The sequence below is a fragment of the Methylobacterium currus genome, from assembly GCF_003058325.1.
GTDB classification, from domain to species: Bacteria; Pseudomonadota; Alphaproteobacteria; order Rhizobiales; family Beijerinckiaceae; genus Methylobacterium; species Methylobacterium currus.
In genome coordinates this window covers 5,481,454-5,498,307 of record NZ_CP028843.1, presented here as the reverse complement: position 1 = coordinate 5,498,307, position 16,854 = coordinate 5,481,454, and the positions used below count along the sequence as shown (strand labels likewise).

Here is a 16,854-nt window from a genome sequence, read left to right as displayed (position 1 = left end):
ACAGAACGGTGCCGCCTCTTGCTCAACGCAGCCGAACCCTGCCCCAGCGCAGCGGTTGAGCCCGGCACGACGAGCCACCGCAACGCCGGTGCAAGGCGAAAACCAGCAAACCAAACGGCGCCAAGCCAGGCATCAAAGCGACAAGCCCCTTTTTCAGCAGCCTGCTAGGGCACTGACGCGTTCGAAAGGAACACTGCGCGCGTCAAATTTCTGTTGGATCGCAGGCGGTTGGCATTAGAGCGCATGACGCGTTTGTCGGTGTCATACCGCCACGCCTTCGAACGGACTCGTTCGAAGGCGTGGCGGTATCAGAGGCGGGGATCGAGCGGCTCCGATTCCAGGGCGAGCACGCCGAACACGCATTCGTGGACGCGCCGCAGCGGCTCCCGCGCCACGAACCGCTCCAGGGCCTCCAGCCCGAGCGCGAATTCGCGGAAGGCCAGGGAGCGCTTCGCCCCGAGCCCCCGCTGACGCAGCAGCGCGAGGTGCTCGGGCGTGTCGTAATCCGGGCCGTAGATCAGGCGCAGGTAGTCCCGGCCCCGGCATTTTACCGCGGGTTGCGTGATCCCGCGGCGGCCGCGCGCGACGAAATCCGCGGGCTTGACCACCATGCCTTCGCCGCCGCTCGCCGTGAGGTCCAGCCACCAGGCGATCGCTGCCTCCACCTCGGCCGCGCTGTCCAGGTCGACCATGACCGTGGCGGTCGTCCGGAACAGCGGATCGACGGACGCCAGCCGCGCGAGATGACCCATGTGCCAGGACTGCGTCCTGTCGCTCTGCACCCGCCCCTCGCTGGCCAGGAGATGGAACGGTGCGATCCGCAGATCGTCGATCCCGGTAATCGGCCAGGCGTAGCGGCGGATGACCGAGGCGAATGTCTCGGCTCGGCCGAGGCGATCCGTCGCCTGCGAGAGCAGGTCCCCGACATCGGCGCCGTGGGCGCGGGCGCGCCGGAGCGCGTCGGCGAGAGTGCCGAGGCCGATCCGGGCGGCGGCCGGGGTCGGTGCGTATTGTCCGGTGATGAGGGCCTGCGCCTTCGCCGACCACGGCATGATCTCGGCGTCGAGCAGCACCCAATCCGTATCGAGTTCGGCCATCAGCCCGCTGGAATCGAGCGCGTCCCGGGTTCGCGCCAGGACCTCCTCCTGCTGGCGCGCATCGGCGAAGAAGGCGCGCCCGGTGCGGGTGTAGACCGCCCCGAGGCCTCCGCCCCCGACCCCGAACCGGCGCCGGGCCACACCCTCGTCGCGGCAGACGACGATGAGCGCGCGCGAGCCCATGTGCTTCTCCTGGGCCATGACCTGCCGCACGCCCTCCCGGCAATAGAAGTCCAGCGCCTCGCGCGGATGCTCCAGGTAGCCGTCCTCCTTCGCGGTCTCGCAAGGCGATATGGTCGGCGGCAGGTAGATCAGCCATTTCGGGTCGATCGCGAACCGGCTCATCACCTCCAGGGCCGCGGCCGTGTTCTCCTCCCGGATCGTCACCGAGGGCATGAGCCGCGTCGTGATGATCCGCTTGCCCGAGACGTCGGCGAGATCGAGCAGGTCGTCCACCTCGGCCTGCGCGCCGACCTCCGCGCCCAGGACGATGGCCGACGCGAGGGGCCGCGTTGGCTCGGCATAGACCTGCCCGGCCGGAACCCAGACGATCTCCATCTCAGGGTAGCGCAACGCCGTGAGCCGGCCGCCGAACACGCAGCCGGTATCGACGCAGAGCGTGTTGTTGAGCCACGCCGCCTCGATCGCGGGCGTGTGGCCGTACACCACCTTCGTGTCTCCCCGGTACTCGGCCGCCCAGTTCTGGCGCACCGGCAGGCCGAACTCGTCGACCTCGCCCGTGGTGTCCCCGAACAGGCAGAAGCCGCGGACCGCCCCCGAGGCGCGGCCCATCATCTCGGCCTTGATTCCCGCATGCGCGACGGCCAGCCTGCCCGCATCGAGCAGGTAATGGCTGACCAGCCCGCCGATGAAGCGCCTGGCACGGGCCCGGAAGGCCTCGCTTTCCGCCGACAGGCTGTCGATGCTGGCCTGGAGCCCGTGGCCGACCTTCACGTCGCGGCCGTTCAGCCACTTCTCGACCTTCGCCTCGTGGTTGCCCATCACGCAGAGGGCGTGGCCGTCCTCGACCATGTCCATCACGAGGCGCAGCGCGTCGGCGACGCGCGGGCCGCGGTCGACGACGTCGCCGACGAAGATTGCCTTGCGCCCGGGCAGCGGCACCACGCGGTAGCGCGGCTCCCCGTCCCGGCTCTCGCGCGTGATCGCGTAGCCGAGCCGCTCCAGCAGCGCCGCGCACTCGGCGGCGCAGCCATGCACGTCGCCGATGATGTCGAAGGGCCCCGCCTCGTCCCGGCGGTCGGTCCAGAGCCGCTGCCGGGACACGGTGACAGCCGCGATCTCGGCCTCCGAGCGCAAAGCGTGCACCTGCCGGAAGCCCTCGCGGGGAAGACCGCGCAGGCCGCGGCGCAAGGAGGCCATCTGGTTGCGGATCACGTGCGGGCCGAAGACGCGATCGGGCCGGGCGGCATTGCGGGCCCGGCACACGTCCTCGCCCGAGTCCAGCACGATCGCGACGCTGAGCGCGTGCCAGCGCCGGGCAACCTCGACGAGCTTCCTGCGATCGTCCGGCCTGACATTCGTCGCGTCCACGACGGTGAGGCGGCGGTTCTTGAGGCGAAGGTCGAGGATGGCGTTGAGGAGCGCGAAGGCGTCGGGCGTAGCGCCCTGATCGGTCTCGTCGTCCGCGACGATCCCCCGGCAGGCATCCGATGAGACGATCTCGGTCGGCCGGAAGTGACGGCGCGCGAAGGTGGACTTGCCGGCCCCGGAGGCGCCGATCAGCACCACCAGCGCGAAGTCCGGCACAGTGATCGCGGCGGAGGTCATGTCGTCGAGGCTCATCGGGAGGACACCGCCAGCTGGCTCGGCGCGCCGAGATCGGCATAGGCATCCCCGCTACCCACACCCCCAAGGCCTTCAAGGCGCACGGCGTAGCCGTATGTCGAGGCCACGCGCTCGGCCCAGCCCTCGAACTCGGCCCGGCTCCACTCGAAGCGATGATCGGGATGCCGGAGCTGGCGCGCGGGGAGAGTGGGGAACAGGACGTTGTAATCGCGGTTCGGCGTGGTGACGACGACGGTCGCCGGACGGGCGTCGCCGAACAGGGCGCGCTCGAGATGCGGCAGGCGGTCAGGCTCGACATGCTCGATCACCTCGACGAGGGCGGCGGCGTCGAACCCGCGCAGGCGCGCATCGCGGTAGATGAGCGAGCCCTGGAGCAGCACCAGCTTGCGGCGCAGCGTCTCCGGCAGCGCCTCGACCCGGCGTGCGGCCCGGGCGAGTTCGGCGCTCGACACCTCGATGCCGGTCACCTGCTCGACGGTCGGGTTGCGGATCAAACGGGCGATCAGCTTGCCGTCGCCGCAGCCGAGGTCGAGCACGCGCTTGGCTCCCTTCTCGGCGATCACCTGCGCCACGCGATCGAGGCGCCGCTCGTGAAGGCGCACCGGCTGCTCGATCGCCGCCTCCGGCTCCTCCTGCGCGGCGGGATCGAGGGTCGTCTCGTCCTCGGCCGTAGCCTCCACCAGTTGCGCGATGGCCTGCCGGACCAGCACTCTGCGCCGCTTGAGGGAGCGCGCGACGATCAGGTCGCGCTCGGGATGGCCCGGAAGCCAGCCTTCGCCGCGGGCAAGCAGCGTCTCAATCTCGTCCTCCCCGACGAAGTAGTGCTTGCGGTCGTCGAGCACCGGCATGAGCACGGAGAGGTGGGTGAGGAGCTCGGCGAGCCGGGCGGTGGCGCGCAGCCGCAGCGTGACGTGGGGCGCGTGACCCCACTCCGGGCGCTCGGGATCGAGCGGGTGACGCGTGACCTCGACCGCATAGCCGAGGGGCGCGAACAGGCGCTCGACGAGGTCGTGCGGACCGCGCACCGGCAGAGGCACGACCGTGACGTCGAGCGGAATCGCCGTCTCCGCAAGAGCGGGGCGGTCCTTGCTGCGTCCACCCATGGCGGCGCCGAGGCAGCGGCCGATCGCGACGCTCAGGAAGGACGAGGCGGCGTAGGGCCGGTCGTTGACGTACTGGTCGAGCAGGCCATCGCCGCCGGAGCGCCCGCGCACCAGGGCGACCGGGTCGATGTCGAGCGTGAGAACGAATTCGCAGCGCTCCTCCGACGCCTCCGGGTAGAACATCACGGCTCGTCCGAAGCCGAGATCGAGATCCTGCGTACGGACCGGGTTCTTGTGGAGCAGGAAGCCGAGGTCGGTGGCGGGTCGATGCGTGGTCATGACGGAGAGGAACACGAGCGTGGATCCCGGCAAGCGGCACAGCGCCCCCGATCATCTGGAGCGCCAGCATGGTCGTCGGACCGACCTCGCATTGCGCAACCGCCGACGTCAATTCGATCGGAAGTTCTTACGACGCGAATGCGCGCCAGCGCGGCTTCCCCGGAATCGGGGAACCCGTGTTCCACACCACGCACGAACGGGGGAGGGCCCCGCGACTGCATCGTGTGCGAGGTCGCTGCCGTCGTTGTCGAGCCACGTCTTCGAGGCACGTCTTCGAGGCACGTCTTCGAGGCACGTCTTGCGCGGATGGGCGACGGCACGCGGTCGTTGAAAGACGTCGACGCGCTCCCTGTCACCCGGGCGCACCATCCCGCTGGATCACAGCCTGTCCGACGATACGAGGAGGGCTGAGACGAGGAAGCCGGTCTCGATGCACACGACTGGCCCTGAAAACCGGTCCTAACGCCCCTCTCGAGAGAGTCCGAAAAGCGGCAAAAAAGCTCAATGACGGCGCCGCCTCGCACAGAGAGCCGAAGAATTGTGCCGCCTCGGCCGATGACATCGCTACCAGTGTTCTATAGTGACTTGCCTCAGCACGACTCGGGGATAATCCCTCGATACTTTTCACGTCGACGAAAAGCGCGACCACATCGACATGGAAGGAGTCGATCTCTCGGATTTCGAGGCGGCACTCGACCGGCAGCCCCCCGAGACGAGGAGCGCGTTCTGGGCTGCCGTCGACAGGCTTTGTCGGTCGCAGGATCAGGCTGGCGCGCAGCCCGCAACGGTGGCACCGGGGCCGAGCCTGGACGTCCGGCCTCCGGCGCAAGTCCGCTCGATATCGCCCTACGTATCATACCGCAGCGCCTTCGAACGGACTCGTTCGAAGGCGCTGGCTAAGCCCGAACGGGCGCCGGCGCTGATGCGCCGGATGCTTTCGCATCTACGTGTCGATGCGAAAGCGCGATGGTACCAGTGCACTAGGCCTCGATTTCATGTAGCGCCGCAGGTTCTTACCACCTGATAAAGACGCAGTGTAGGGCGAGCCGATTCGGATCGACGGACATACGCCTTCTCCCTATGAATCATTATCCTCCAAATTTTTTGGGACAATATCATCCATTCCATTCGAAAAAGTCCTGAACAGCCATAGGACCGACTGCGTTCGAAAGAAATGTCGCGTTCTTTCCATTTTCATCATTACTATAACCATTGTCTGTATAAATCGGCCAATCGAGAACCGTCCTCGGATCTATCAGATTTCCTGCAACTAAATTTCCAGATGCAAGATATGCCTGAGAGGCATTCGAAGAAACAGCTACCTCGGCATGAATGCCATGCTGCGCGAAAGTACCGGTTTGATTCTTAGAAATCAGATTGTGTAGAACCTGGCTGTTTTGAGCGCCGTACAGGCTGACGCCGACGCCGTCGTTTCCTGCGATCAAATTCCCGACAACCAAATTGTCGTGAGTCCATTCATCCAGCTGAATGCCATTGCCGTCACCACTGCCACTGTCACTCGTGTCCAGAACGGCATTGTGGGAGATGATGTTGTTATTACCAACGCTATCTGCTGAGTGCGTAAGGGTATGGATGCCGGATGAGCCGGGAATCAATTTTCCATTGTTCTGAACAAGACTGTGATGGACAATCGCGTTATTGCATTCAAGATGAATGCCGTCGCAACCATTGCCTTGAACGTTATTGTCTTGAATTAATTGGGATCCGCTCAGGTTTTCCAGCGTAATTCCAAAATAATTATTGTCATAAATATTATTGCCGATCACCATATTGTCTGATCCGGCGTCTTCTGCAATGGCGACACCGGAAATGGAATCGGAGATGTCGTTCCCGGAAATCGTAATGTGATGACTTCCTCGCGCGATAGCGACTGAAGCCCATTGAGTGTTGTGATCGACTTTGAAGCCAGAAAGCGTCGTATAGGAGGCGCCGTCAAACCAAAATCCCTTAGCCTCGGGCGATGATCCAGCGCCGTAAGACCCGATCGTGATCGGAGCGTCTGCGGTTCCCTGGCCGGTTACCATAATGTTTGCATCGAAACGCGTTCCGGACTTCTGAAGATAGATATTGCCAGGCACAAAAATCATTCCTAGCCACGTGTTGAGAGGGCTTTGGAGTGAGCCGTCTCCGTTTTCAACGGCACTTGGATCAACATAAACAATCTGTGTCATTCATTCTATCCATCAATAGAGAGGGCAAGCGGCACGGAAACCGGCTGAGTGCGGTCGAAGCGCTCAACGTCTTTTTCCATTTGCGCGATCGCACGGGTGCACTGATGGCCATGCAATCTGGAGTAAGCCCGACGCGGCCCCGAACGTCAATCAGCGTGAAAAGAATTGCCGATCTAAGCTCGACTTTGAGCGTTTCAGGCTGAGTAACAGGCGGCGTCGATGACGCGATCAACGAGGGCTCGGAAAACGTGGCCCTGTCGCGATCGGCCCAGGAGTCTGAGAAAACCTGCGCGATCCAGAATTCCTTGCGCAGGGCGCACCCGGCCAAGTTCCGCCGAAGCGCCTTCTGGCTCGTCTGCTGACGATCACGCTGGATGGCCCAACGAAAGCCGAGGCAGTGAGTGTGGCGATGGCCGAGGCGCCGGCGCTCGCGGAGGCTCGTTCTCTCGTGAGCGGCTTGCGGGCGATGGTTCGACAGCGGCGTCGCGCCGATCTGTATGGCTGGAGCGAGACGGCGGGTGCCAGCCTGCTGCATTCCTTGGCGGTCGGCCTCCTGGAGGGGAGCCCAGATGGCGGCTCGGCTAACGCAGTGCGCGCTCTCATAAATCGACCAGCTATACGAGCTTTTTTATTGCATTATATTTCTAAAAATAAGTCTTTTCGACAATTACTGTGCATCATAGTCACATTCTCGAATAGACTATCCGAGTGGTATCCCAGCCCGGATGCGGCATTGCATTGCGTTCACCTTAGAAAGTCTTGATGCGGCCTCGAACTGCTCGGCTTCCTCAGTAAGGCCATTCTCCCTGAGACATAGAGCGGCCCGCCACAAATTACCGGCAAGCAATTCCTGCTCAACGGCCTCTCGCACCAATGCTTCATAAGGGCCTTCTTGGAATCTAGTGCACTGACTCATTCGGATGGTGCAGCGTTGCCGTTGACGGCATTGAGGATGGCGGCGGCCGGCTTGGTCCAGACGAAGGGCTTTGGCCTGTCGTTGTGCTCGGTGATGTAGCGGTTGATCGCAGCCTGAAGGTCGACGATCCCGCTGAAGCTGCCACGTTTCAGCCTGCGCCGGGTCAAGGCCGAGAAGAAGCCCTCGACCGCGTTCATCCACGAGGCCGAGGTCGGAGTGAAGTGGAAGATCCAGCGCGGATGCCGGGCCAGCCAGGCTCGCACTTTCGGGTGCTTGTGGGTGGCGTAGTTGTCCAGGATCACGTGGATCAGTTTGCCGGCCGGCACCGCGGCCTCGATAGTGTTGAGGAAGCGCAGGAACTCGTCGTGGCGATGACGCTGCATGCAGCGACCGATCACGGTGCCCTCCAGCACGTCGAGCGCGGCAAACAGCGTCGTGGTACCGTGACGGACGTAGTCGTGGGTCTGGGTTTCGGGACGACCTGGCGTGACGGGACGACCTGGCGTGACGGGACGACCTGGCGTGACGGGACGACCTGGCGTGACGGGTCGGCTCGGACGGGTGCGTTCCAGGGCCTGGATCTGGCTCTTCTCGTCGAGCGAGAGCACGACGGCATGGCGCGGCGGATCCATGGAGAGGCCGACGATGTCCTCGACCTTCTCGGCGAAGGCTGGATCGTTCGAGCGCTTGAAGCTGCGGACCCGATGTGGCTGGAGGCGGTGTGCGTCCCAGATGCGCTGGACCGATCGTAAGGAGATCCCGACGGCCTGCGCCAGGGCGCGGCCGGTCCAGTGGGTGACCTCACCGGGCGGTTCGGAGCAGGTCAGCGCCAGCACCTCGGCGACGGTGTCGGTGGAGTGGGGCGGCTTGCCAGGCGGACGGGTCTTGTCGCGCAGCAGTCCCTCGACGCCTTCTTCGGCGTAGCGCTGTTGCCAGCGCCAGACGGCTGGCCGGCTGACGCCGGCCTGGCGGGCGACGTCGAGGACGGAGAGGCGTTCGGCCGAGAGCAGAACGATGCGGGCGCGCTGGATGTGCTTGAGGGGCTGCGCCCGATCGGCGACGATGGCGGACAGGTGCGCCAGGTCGGCGGCGCTGGGAATCACGCAGACAGTCTGAGCCATGCCTCAGACTCGCATGCCTCACGCCTGACGTGAATCATCTGAATGCGTCAATGCACTAGGCTCGTGGCCGGGCGACATGGCAGGCCCTCCTACCTGAATTCGGACCTCGACTCGCATCGGTCGAAGCGTCAAATACGACAAAGACAAACACGAGGAGCGTATCGCAAATTTGCAGTTTTACCCCGCATGGTTTGCTGCATCCTCAGTTTTACCTTCCGTTCCCAGCTACGAATCCAAAGTACGAAACAAGAGTGTGACTGTGTTCGTGAACGGCCAATGTGAATTTTCTTATTACGAAAAATGCTAAAATTCTAAATAAAAACTGCTGACAATGCAAAAATTACGGCCGAAATTCTTTTTGTGTGAGCCTTAATGACAATGGAAAATTGAACAATAAGCTCCTGTATAGGAGGAGCGGCGAACCATAATACTCGCCCAAGAGCTTCCAGTGAACTTCGGCTACTTGCGATACGATCTGATATCTGTCATCTATCACAAAATAGCAATTCATACAAGTAGAAGCGAATAGGGCGGATCCAAATAGCACGCAAGATGGACCGCCTATACTGGGAGTTTTTCATATTCCATCCGTTCTGCAGCGCTGCACTGTTGCGCGGGTTACCGATGGGAATTCTGCGACATGCCAAGAACCGATACAGTTCAGCAGCAAGTTTCAATCCTCGGCTGTCGCGGCGTGCCCGCGGCTCACGGCGGCTTTGAAACGTTCGCGGAGCAATTGTCACTCTATCTCACGGCGCGAGGTTGGGACATCAGTGTTTATTGTCAGGACGAGGCGGCGCCTGGTCGGAGCATCTCGGAGGACCGTTGGCGCGGCGTTCGGCGCATTCATATCGGCTCACGCGACGGCGGCTCCCTCGGGTCACTCGGGTTCGACTGCAGGTCGATGGTGCACGCCTGTCAGCGGCCTGGGATACTGCTCGTTCTGGGTTACAATACGGGCTTCCTGTCGCTGCTGCCGCGGATTCTCGGCAAGCCCACTGTCATCAACATGGACGGAATCGAATGGAAACGCTCAAAATGGTCGTCGATGGTGAAAATCTGGTTCTGGCTTAACGAGCACATCGCCGCCTTTGCTGGATCTGTGCTTATCGCCGATCATCCGGAAATTGCGGCCCATCTTGCCGACCGGTCCCATCCTGGCAAGATCGCAATGATCCCTTATGGATCGGAGCCAGTGGAGACTGCGCCGACCGAGCCGTTATCCGTGCATGGCCTCGCCCCTGATGGTTATGCGCTGACCGTCTGCCGGGTCGAGCCGGAGAACAGCGTCCTGGAGATCGTCCGCGCGTTCGGGATGGCGTCCGTGCAGGGGCGTCGTCTCGCCGTCGTTGGGTCGCTTGATCCAGGCAATGCCTACCACGCGGCCGTACGTGCGGCGGCTGGTTCAAACGTTGTTTTCCTCGGCAGCATTTACGACCGGGCTGTCATGGATAGTTTGCGCGTCCATGCCCGCGCCTATTGTCACGGACATACGGTAGGCGGGACGAATCCTTCGCTCGTCGAAGCACTGGCCGCGGGCTCCGCAGTTATTGCACACGACAACCGATTTAATCGATGGACTGCAGGCTGCAACCAGTTCTACTTCGCGGACGTCGACACCTGTGCTGCCATCTTCGATCGCGCCTTCGCCGACGACGCACTCATTGCCCAAGCTCGCGCCGCAGCCCGTGCGCGGTTCGAAGCCGCCTTCACGCTCCAGCCCAACCTGAGCCTCTATGAAGAGCTGATCGCGGAGGTCCAGCATCAAGGGCGAGCGGTTGCGTTTCCGCGGCTCACGCAGCCCTGATGGTCCGCATCAGCCGGTCGGGAACCTCGACGACCGTACCGGTTTCGATGTCGCTCATGACGATGCTGCCGGCACCAAGCACGCAGTCATCGCCGATCTGCACGGGGCCAAGCGCCATGGACCGGGGCTCGAACTCGACGCGGTCGCCGACGACCGGCAGGCCGGGACCTGCACCGATGTCCTCGCCCGAGCGTCCGCCACCGATACCTCCATGGCCCCACATCGTGCAGTCGGCACCGATCCGGCCAAAAATCTGAGTTGAGACCGGATGGAGGACGACGAGGCCGGGGCCGATTTCGCTGATCGGTGAGAAATCTGCTCCGGTCAAGAAAAGGTTTGCATGCCAGATTAGGCGTGCGAGAAATCGCCGGCCGTGCCGAAACAGATAGGTCGAAAGCCGATACAGAAGCACGCATTGATAGGATGGGTGGAGCCAGAGCACCCGCGGCACATCCATCCCATATGCGCGAAAACACCCCTCCAGTCGCTCGCGGTCCCGGGCGAGGCGAGCACGAACCTCCCTCCAAGTTAACGGCGCCACAGGCAGCGGAGTCGGGCCGCTCAAGGAATGCGTTGGTTCGGACTTCATGGTCATGGCGTACTCGCGGGCTGTCGTTCGGTCGTGAGAAGGCTCCGGAGGAGGTCGGCGTCGCCACGACGAACGCCTCGCAGTGCCAGCAGCAGCCCCCCGTAGGTGCCGAGCGCCATTGGATAGACCCAAGCGCCACCCGCACCGGCGAACACGATCAGGAGCGCAGCCAACCCGCCCAGGACCGGTCCGGCGAGTTCGCCTCGCGCGAGCGCAATCCCCCCCTGTCTGCGCAGCAGGCGCTCCCGTAGAACACACTGCGCGATCGTGCCGGCGAGGACGGCCATGCCCGCCCCCGTGATCCCGTAACGCGGCGCAAGGACGGCGATGCTCGCGAGGAGCACCGCACAGCCAATTGCGAGGCACGGGAGTTCGAGCCGTTGCAGGTTGCGCGCGAGCAGGGCGCAAGACATGAGCTGGTTCACGCCCGTCACCAGTGTCGCGACCAAGAGGAGGCGGAATGCGTCCGCTGCTGCAGCAAAGCGCGGGCCGAACACGATCGCCAGGGTTGGTCCGATCAGCCAAGCCGCGATGAGTGCGAGCGGTACACCAGTCCCGAGCGCGTAGCGAAGGACAAGCCGGGCCAGCATCTCCATCCGTGACTTGCACGGCACGTCCAGACGGGTGAAAACCGGAAGGAGCGCCATGACGAGTACTGCGGGAATCATAAGACAGAGGTCGTAGAGACGTGCGGCGATCCCGTAAATTCCGACATCCTCAAGGTCGAGGAAGAGCGGGAGAAGCGCCACGTCGATCCGGGAGAACGTCGAGGAGAGAACGAGCACCGCGAGAAGCACGGGGGCCCTGGCGAGTTGGGAACGGGCGACGGCCACGGTCGCGGCACGAGGAGCAGTGGCGTGCCGCACGACCGGATCGGCGAGGTAGAGAGCCAGTGCGACGCCACGAAGGACCACGAAGGCACCGAGCACGGTCAGGACGCCGGCGCCGGCGACGATCAGCCCACACAGCACGAGGCAGCGCAACACGCTCTCGCCGACATTGACGAGCGCGACGACACCGAGCCGCTCTCGGCCCAGCAGCGTCATCTCGGCGACGGTGATCGGCGCCGTCGGGATGAGGGCCACGGCCGCGAGGGCGAGGGCCGGAAGAAGCTCGGAGGGATACAGGAGAGCGCCGACGCCTACGAGAAGGGCAGCAGTCGGAAGGGCGCAGACCAGGCTCAAGAGCGCAGCGGCCGCGAGCTGTGGACGGACCGCTTCTGCATCTGCGGCAGCCTCCCGCGCCAGCTCAAAATGTAAGCCGAGCAGCGGGACGAGCTGCAGGAGCTGGAACCAGGAATAGGCGACAACGAAGCGCCCGAGGTTATCCGCGTCCCATAGGCGAGTCATCATCACGATGAGCGCGAGGCCAAGCGCAGCGGAGAGAAGCCGAGCTGCCGCGCCCGAACCGGCATTAGCGACAGTTCGCGCAACGCTCATGGTGCTCGCAACTCTGCCAAGGGCCGCTGAAGATCTCTTGTCGAGCTACCCACTCCACCGCCTCCGCTTAGACGGGCGTAATGCGCAGTGCGTCCTATAAGGACTATCATAGGCGCCCAGACTTGGCTACTTATACCAAGCCATTGCACGATCAGGAGCGCAACTTGCCTGAAAGACGTAGCGTCGAGAGCCGCCTCTACCCGGAAACCGCAGCTGGAGGCTTCTCCCGGGCCGATCACCGCATGGGATTTCTTATCCGGCTGCACGCGATCCTCGAGCCCTCAATGACGGTCCTCGATCTTGGGGCCGGCCGCGGAAAGTGGGGTGAAGATCCAGCTCAGTTCCGTGCAACGCTCGGCAATTTGCGCGGACGTTGCCTCCGGGTGGTCGGAGCAGACGTAGACCACGCGGTACTTGAGAACCCGACAGTCGATGAGAGGATCGTCATCGACCCGCATGCATCACTCCCCTTCCCGGACGCCTCGTTCGATGTGGTGACGGCCTTCTCCGTCCTCGAACACGTCGAAGATCCTCACCGGGCCACCACGGAGATTGCCCGCGTCCTTCGGCCTGGAGGATGGCTGATCGGGTGGACTCCCAACCGATTCGGCTATGTCGGGGTCGGCGCACGGCTTGTGCCGGACCATCTCAAAAGCAAGGTTCTGCGACGCCTCGAGCCGCATCGGGAAGAACATGACAGTTTCCCTCCAGTATATCGGTTAAACAGCCGCCACGCCTTCCGACGACACTTTCCATCCAGTCAATGGGAGGATTTCAGCTACACATATAATGGTATGCCGTTCTATCATGGTGAGAACATCACTCTCGCACGCCTCTGGTTAACTCTCTTCATGTTTCTCCCACCAGCATTGAGGGCCTACTGGATGGTGATCCTACGCCGTCGATAGTGCGGATATTTCGAATATTACGACGTTGAAATCTTTGATAGAATACGGATCGCCAGCCGGACATGCGCATATTCACGAGGGTGGCGAAGAGCATGAGGGATGATAAGATAATCAGGGCCAGATAATAAGGCCCATGAGCGAGGGATGATGTCGAATGTGCGTTGAGCCGCGAGGCTTGCACGCCAATCGTAGGATAAGCAGGCCACATCGGCGCCATCTGCCCTCGTGATATTCTGGTCCTGTCCGCGATCCGTTCAGAGCGGCGGGTGCAGGCTGGAGGCGCCAGTTTCCGGCGGCTCGATCCGAAAAACTCGGCGGCAAAGTCGCGGCGTTTTGCCGCATCTCAACCAGCTTTGGCAGCCCGTGCCATCATGGACACGCGCCCCGATTCGGCGCAATTGATTGAGCATATGGTTAGCTCAGTATTTCACAATGGAACCCATTATTCGAAAGAGCAGTCGGCATGCGCGCCGAAGCAAGCCATGGATCTAATGGTACAGCCCCTTCCTATCTAGAACGAGGAAACGGTGACTAAGAAGTCGGGACAGGTCGTCGGCATCGATGCCCACGTGCTAACTGGCAAGTATCAAGGATCTCGCACGTGGCTTCAAGGAGTCCTAGGCGAGCTTCCGCCATTGACACCTGAAAACAGCTACATCATCTACTCGCGTGACCCAGCGGTCGCCGAGCGAGTCTGCTCTGGACCAAATGTCGAGCACCGGCGCATTCCCATCGACGATCCAATCCGTCGGCTCTTACTCTACTGGCCCTTGGTGGCCCGACGGGATCGATTGGACGTTCTGCTCACTCAGTATATCGCTCCGCCGTTCTTCGCGCGTCGTCAAGTCGTCGTCGTCCACGACATTCTGTTCGAGAGCCATCCCCAATTCTTTCCGCCCGTGATGCGATGGCGTAACCGACTTCTGGTGCGGGCTTCCGTTCGTCGCGCGGCCCGCGTCCTGACAGTGTCGCGCTTCACGCGCGACGAGCTCGTGCGCCGCTATCGTGTTCCATCAGGCCATGTCCTGCTCGCGCCGAACGCCGTGCCGCCACCTGTGATGGCCGGTCCGAGGCCAGTCGATGGGCCCTACGTACTGTTCGTCGGTCGTATCGAACCTCGCAAGAATTTGGACCTTCTCCTCGATTCTCTCGAACTCTTAGATCGTCCCGGTCTCCATCTCGTCGTGGTCGGGCGTCCTGATTTCGGTGCCGCATCCACAGCGCGACGTCTCGCAGACAATCCCCGGGTCGTCCACCGGCTCGACATCCCGGCCGAGGAACTCGCTGCTCTATATTGTCATGCTGCAGTGCTTGTCTTTCCAAGCCAGGGGGAAGGCTTTGGCTTGCCGGTCTTGGAAGCCCTGAGATTCGGGACACCCGTCGTGTGTTCGAACACGACGGCGCTGCCGGAGGTTGCCGGCGCGTTTGCTCGCTATTTCAACCCGCTTGCGGCAAACGCCGTCGACGATCTGGCTCAGGCGATTGCGGCGACGCTCGACTCGCCCCTGGCGCTTGACCCGGAGTGCCTCGCCGAGCATCTGGCAGTTTTCACTTGGCGCAACGCAGCTCTTGCCGTCGCAGAAGCCGTGTCGGTCTGAAACGTGGGGCAACATGGGGTGACATCGCCGGATCGAGTCGGCGGATGTCGTTGCCGTTGCTGGTTTCGGGCCGACGCCAATCGGTTCGATTTATGCGCTCCGCGCCGACGCGGCGTCGAGTGGATCCGCTGCCGTGTCCTCATCGCCGGCAGCCCCGCGCGAGACCGCTAGAGCACGTTGCGACCGCGTTGCAATCGCGAAGTGCCCGAGGTGTTTAATTTTGCCGCATTTTCTTCGACGAACCGGTATCCACTTCGTCGGAAAATGCTCCAGCCCCCTCACGGAGACTTGCTACCGGACGTCACCAGCACCTGTCCCAAGGGTTTCGAGACCTGATCGACGACTGCTCCGCGGCGATCATCGGCGTCGCGTTGCCCGGACGGATTTCGTGCGCGCGGCGACGTCCCGTGCTGAAGGTGCATGGTCAGGCACGGCAGGCCCGGACGCCCATGCCGGTGGCCCGTCAGCCAGGGCGTAGTCGAGGCAGCTGTCGATGTGGACCTTCAGGATCCGGGTCGCCCGCTCGGCGTCGCGCGCAAGCGCGCAGGCGAGCAGGTCGGCATGCTCCTGGATCGACTGCTCGCCGCGGAAGATCGCGGCAAGCGACAGGTACCGCAGGTAGCGGTCGTGGATCGAGCCGAGCGTCTCCAACAGGACGCGCGAGCCGCAGGCCGAGGTCAGCGCCTGATGAAAGGCGCGGTCGCATTGTCGCACCAGGGTTGGATCGGAATCGGTCCGCGTCAGCATGCGGTGCTCGGTGACCGCGAGCTTGTGGTGGGCGGCGACGACCCGTGCCTCCCAGTCGAGGTCGCCAGTCGCGAAGGACAGGGCCAGCGCATGCCCCTCAAGGAGCTGGCGCAGGGCCGCGATCTCCCGGAACTCGGCGGCTGAGGCCGGCGCGACCTCGAATCCCCGCTGCGCCTCGGCCACGACGAGCCCTTCGGAGGCGAGGCGGTTCAGGAGCTCGCGCATCGTGCCGACGCTGACACCGTAGCGCCGGCTCGCCTCGTCCAGGCGCAGCCGCTCGCCCGGCGCGCGCTGGCCGAACAGGATGTCGGCCCGGATCCGGGCGTAGGCGACGTCGCCGACCGTCTCGCCGCCCGACACTGTGGCGCCGCCCTCGGCGCCGGTTTCTGAGGGAGCACCCATGAGACCTCTTCGATGAGGCCTCTTTGGCATCGTGGTACGGGCAATGCAACGTACGAGGGATTGCGTTGCATTGGATGATCCCATAATCATCGGATCATAAGAGCACCGGCCAGAGACGGCCAGGATGCTCCGGACGGCGGCGAAGCTCACCGGGCGTGCCGCAGGGGGAAACGCCACGTGAACTACACGCTCGATTTCGGGCCGGTCGTCGCGGGCCTGCCCGACCTCCTGAGGGGGTGTGCGGGCACGCTGTTCCTTGCTGTCGTGGGGATGGCGATCGCCCTCGTGATCGGCGTCGTCGGCGTCGTGCTGCGCGAGTCCCCCGTGCGCCCGCTGCGTTGGGCCGTCATCGCCTTCGTCGAGCTGATCCGGAACACGCCGTTCCTCGTCCAGATCTACTTCGTGTTCTTCGCCCTGCCGTTGATCGGCATCCGCCTCGCGCCGACGCCGACCGCCATCATCGCGCTCGGGCTGAACGGCGGCGCCTACGCGATCGAGATCATCCGCGGCGGCGTTCAGTCGATCCACAAGGGGCAAGTCGAAGCCGGCTTCGCCCTCGGGCTGCACAAGCGCGACGTGTTCCGCTTCGTCGTCCTGCGCCCGGCGCTCCGGGCCGTCTACCCGTCGCTGACCGGGCAGTTCGTCATGCTGACCCTGACCACCAGCATCGCCTCGGCGATCGCCGCCTACGAGCTCACCTCGGTCGCCAAGCTGATCGAGAACGAGTCGTTTCGCAGCTTCGAGGTCTACGGCACGATCACGGTCCTGTACTTCCTCATGTCCTGGCTGATGATGCGCGCCTTCGGGCTCGTCTCGCGCCGGTACTTCAGCTACCCCGTCAGATAAGGGC

At 63.4% G+C, this 16,854-nt stretch carries 12 protein-coding genes; 4 read left to right on the top strand and 8 right to left on the bottom strand.

The annotated features are described in order from the left end of the window. Positions 1-308: 308 nt before the first annotated feature. From DA075_RS25340 to DA075_RS25325, 5 genes are all read right to left on the bottom strand, one after another. Positions 309-2,900, bottom strand: a complete 2,592-nt coding sequence (locus DA075_RS25340; protein ID WP_244936331.1) for a polynucleotide kinase-phosphatase — start codon at positions 2,898-2,900, stop codon at positions 309-311. After that, positions 2,897-4,300, bottom strand: a complete 1,404-nt coding sequence (locus DA075_RS25335; RefSeq protein WP_099955581.1) for a 3' terminal RNA ribose 2'-O-methyltransferase Hen1 — start codon at positions 4,298-4,300, stop codon at positions 2,897-2,899. Before DA075_RS25335 ends, DA075_RS25340 begins: the two co-directional genes overlap by 4 nt. 1,100 nt (positions 4,301-5,400) lie before the next feature. After that, a complete protein-coding gene (locus tag DA075_RS25330; RefSeq protein WP_099955580.1) occupies positions 5,401-6,477 on the bottom strand; it encodes a right-handed parallel beta-helix repeat-containing protein in 1,077 nt (358 codons plus the stop codon). Beyond that, positions 6,455-7,012 carry a hypothetical protein gene (locus DA075_RS38620; protein ID WP_123834422.1) on the bottom strand — a complete coding sequence of 186 codons (558 nt, stop codon included), beginning with the start codon at positions 7,010-7,012 and terminating at the stop codon, positions 6,455-6,457. The genes DA075_RS25330 and DA075_RS38620 overlap by 23 nt, the downstream gene beginning before the upstream one ends. 377 nt (positions 7,013-7,389) lie before the next feature. Beyond that, positions 7,390-8,514: an IS630 family transposase gene (locus DA075_RS25325; RefSeq protein ID WP_164712485.1), complete on the bottom strand. Its 1,125-nt coding sequence runs from the start codon at positions 8,512-8,514 to the stop codon at positions 7,390-7,392. A gap of 640 nt (positions 8,515-9,154) precedes the next feature. On the opposite strand from DA075_RS25325, the gene DA075_RS25320 reads away from it, so the two are divergent. Beyond that, positions 9,155-10,321 (top strand): DUF1972 domain-containing protein, encoded by a 1,167-nt coding sequence (locus tag DA075_RS25320; RefSeq protein ID WP_099955579.1) that lies wholly within the window; start codon positions 9,155-9,157, stop codon positions 10,319-10,321. On the opposite strand, the gene DA075_RS25315 is transcribed toward DA075_RS25320, so the two are convergent. Continuing rightward, positions 10,308-10,763 carry a serine O-acetyltransferase gene (locus DA075_RS25315; RefSeq protein ID WP_164712484.1) on the bottom strand — a complete coding sequence of 152 codons (456 nt, stop codon included), beginning with the start codon at positions 10,761-10,763 and terminating at the stop codon, positions 10,308-10,310. The genes DA075_RS25320 and DA075_RS25315 overlap by 14 nt on opposite strands. Before the next feature lie 149 nt (positions 10,764-10,912). After that, the gene (locus DA075_RS25310; RefSeq protein WP_099955577.1) at positions 10,913-12,349 is read right to left on the bottom strand and encodes an oligosaccharide flippase family protein; all 1,437 of its coding nucleotides are present in this window, start codon (positions 12,347-12,349) and stop codon (positions 10,913-10,915) included. A gap of 80 nt (positions 12,350-12,429) precedes the next feature. Here DA075_RS25310 and DA075_RS38230 point away from each other — a divergent pair, with 80 nt between their 5' ends. Continuing rightward, positions 12,430-13,257, top strand: a complete 828-nt coding sequence (locus tag DA075_RS38230; protein WP_099955576.1) for a class I SAM-dependent methyltransferase — start codon at positions 12,430-12,432, stop codon at positions 13,255-13,257. Between the two features lie 527 nt (positions 13,258-13,784). Continuing rightward, a complete protein-coding gene (locus DA075_RS25300) occupies positions 13,785-14,855 on the top strand; it encodes a glycosyltransferase family 4 protein (protein ID WP_099955575.1) in 1,071 nt (356 codons plus the stop codon). 357 nt (positions 14,856-15,212) lie between these two features. On the opposite strand, the gene DA075_RS25295 is transcribed toward DA075_RS25300, so the two are convergent. Then, positions 15,213-16,004, bottom strand: a complete 792-nt coding sequence (locus DA075_RS25295; protein ID WP_099955574.1) for a GntR family transcriptional regulator — start codon at positions 16,002-16,004, stop codon at positions 15,213-15,215. 177 nt (positions 16,005-16,181) lie between these two features. Between DA075_RS25295 and DA075_RS25290 the strand changes: the two genes are divergently transcribed. After that, the gene (locus DA075_RS25290) at positions 16,182-16,850 is read left to right on the top strand and encodes an amino acid ABC transporter permease (protein ID WP_099955573.1); all 669 of its coding nucleotides are present in this window, start codon (positions 16,182-16,184) and stop codon (positions 16,848-16,850) included. Positions 16,851-16,854 lie beyond the last annotated feature (4 nt).

Bases quoted from the DNA above. Each gene is read 5' to 3' on its own strand.
- DA075_RS25340 (WP_244936331.1), bottom strand. From the start codon at position 2,900: ATGAGCCTCGACGACATGACCTCCGCCGCGATCACTGTGCCGGACTTC.
- DA075_RS25330 (WP_099955580.1), bottom strand. From the start codon at position 6,477: ATGACACAGATTGTTTATGTTGATCCAAGTGCCGTTGAAAACGGAGAC.
- DA075_RS38620 (WP_123834422.1), bottom strand. From the start codon at position 7,012: ATGCAGCAGGCTGGCACCCGCCGTCTCGCTCCAGCCATACAGATCGGC.
- DA075_RS25325 (WP_164712485.1), bottom strand. From the start codon at position 8,514: ATGGCTCAGACTGTCTGCGTGATTCCCAGCGCCGCCGACCTGGCGCAC.
- DA075_RS25320 (WP_099955579.1), top strand. From the start codon at position 9,155: ATGCCAAGAACCGATACAGTTCAGCAGCAAGTTTCAATCCTCGGCTGT.
- DA075_RS25310 (WP_099955577.1), bottom strand. From the start codon at position 12,349: ATGAGCGTTGCGCGAACTGTCGCTAATGCCGGTTCGGGCGCGGCAGCT.
- DA075_RS38230 (WP_099955576.1), top strand. From the start codon at position 12,430: ATGCGCAGTGCGTCCTATAAGGACTATCATAGGCGCCCAGACTTGGCT.
- DA075_RS25295 (WP_099955574.1), bottom strand. From the start codon at position 16,004: ATGGGTGCTCCCTCAGAAACCGGCGCCGAGGGCGGCGCCACAGTGTCG.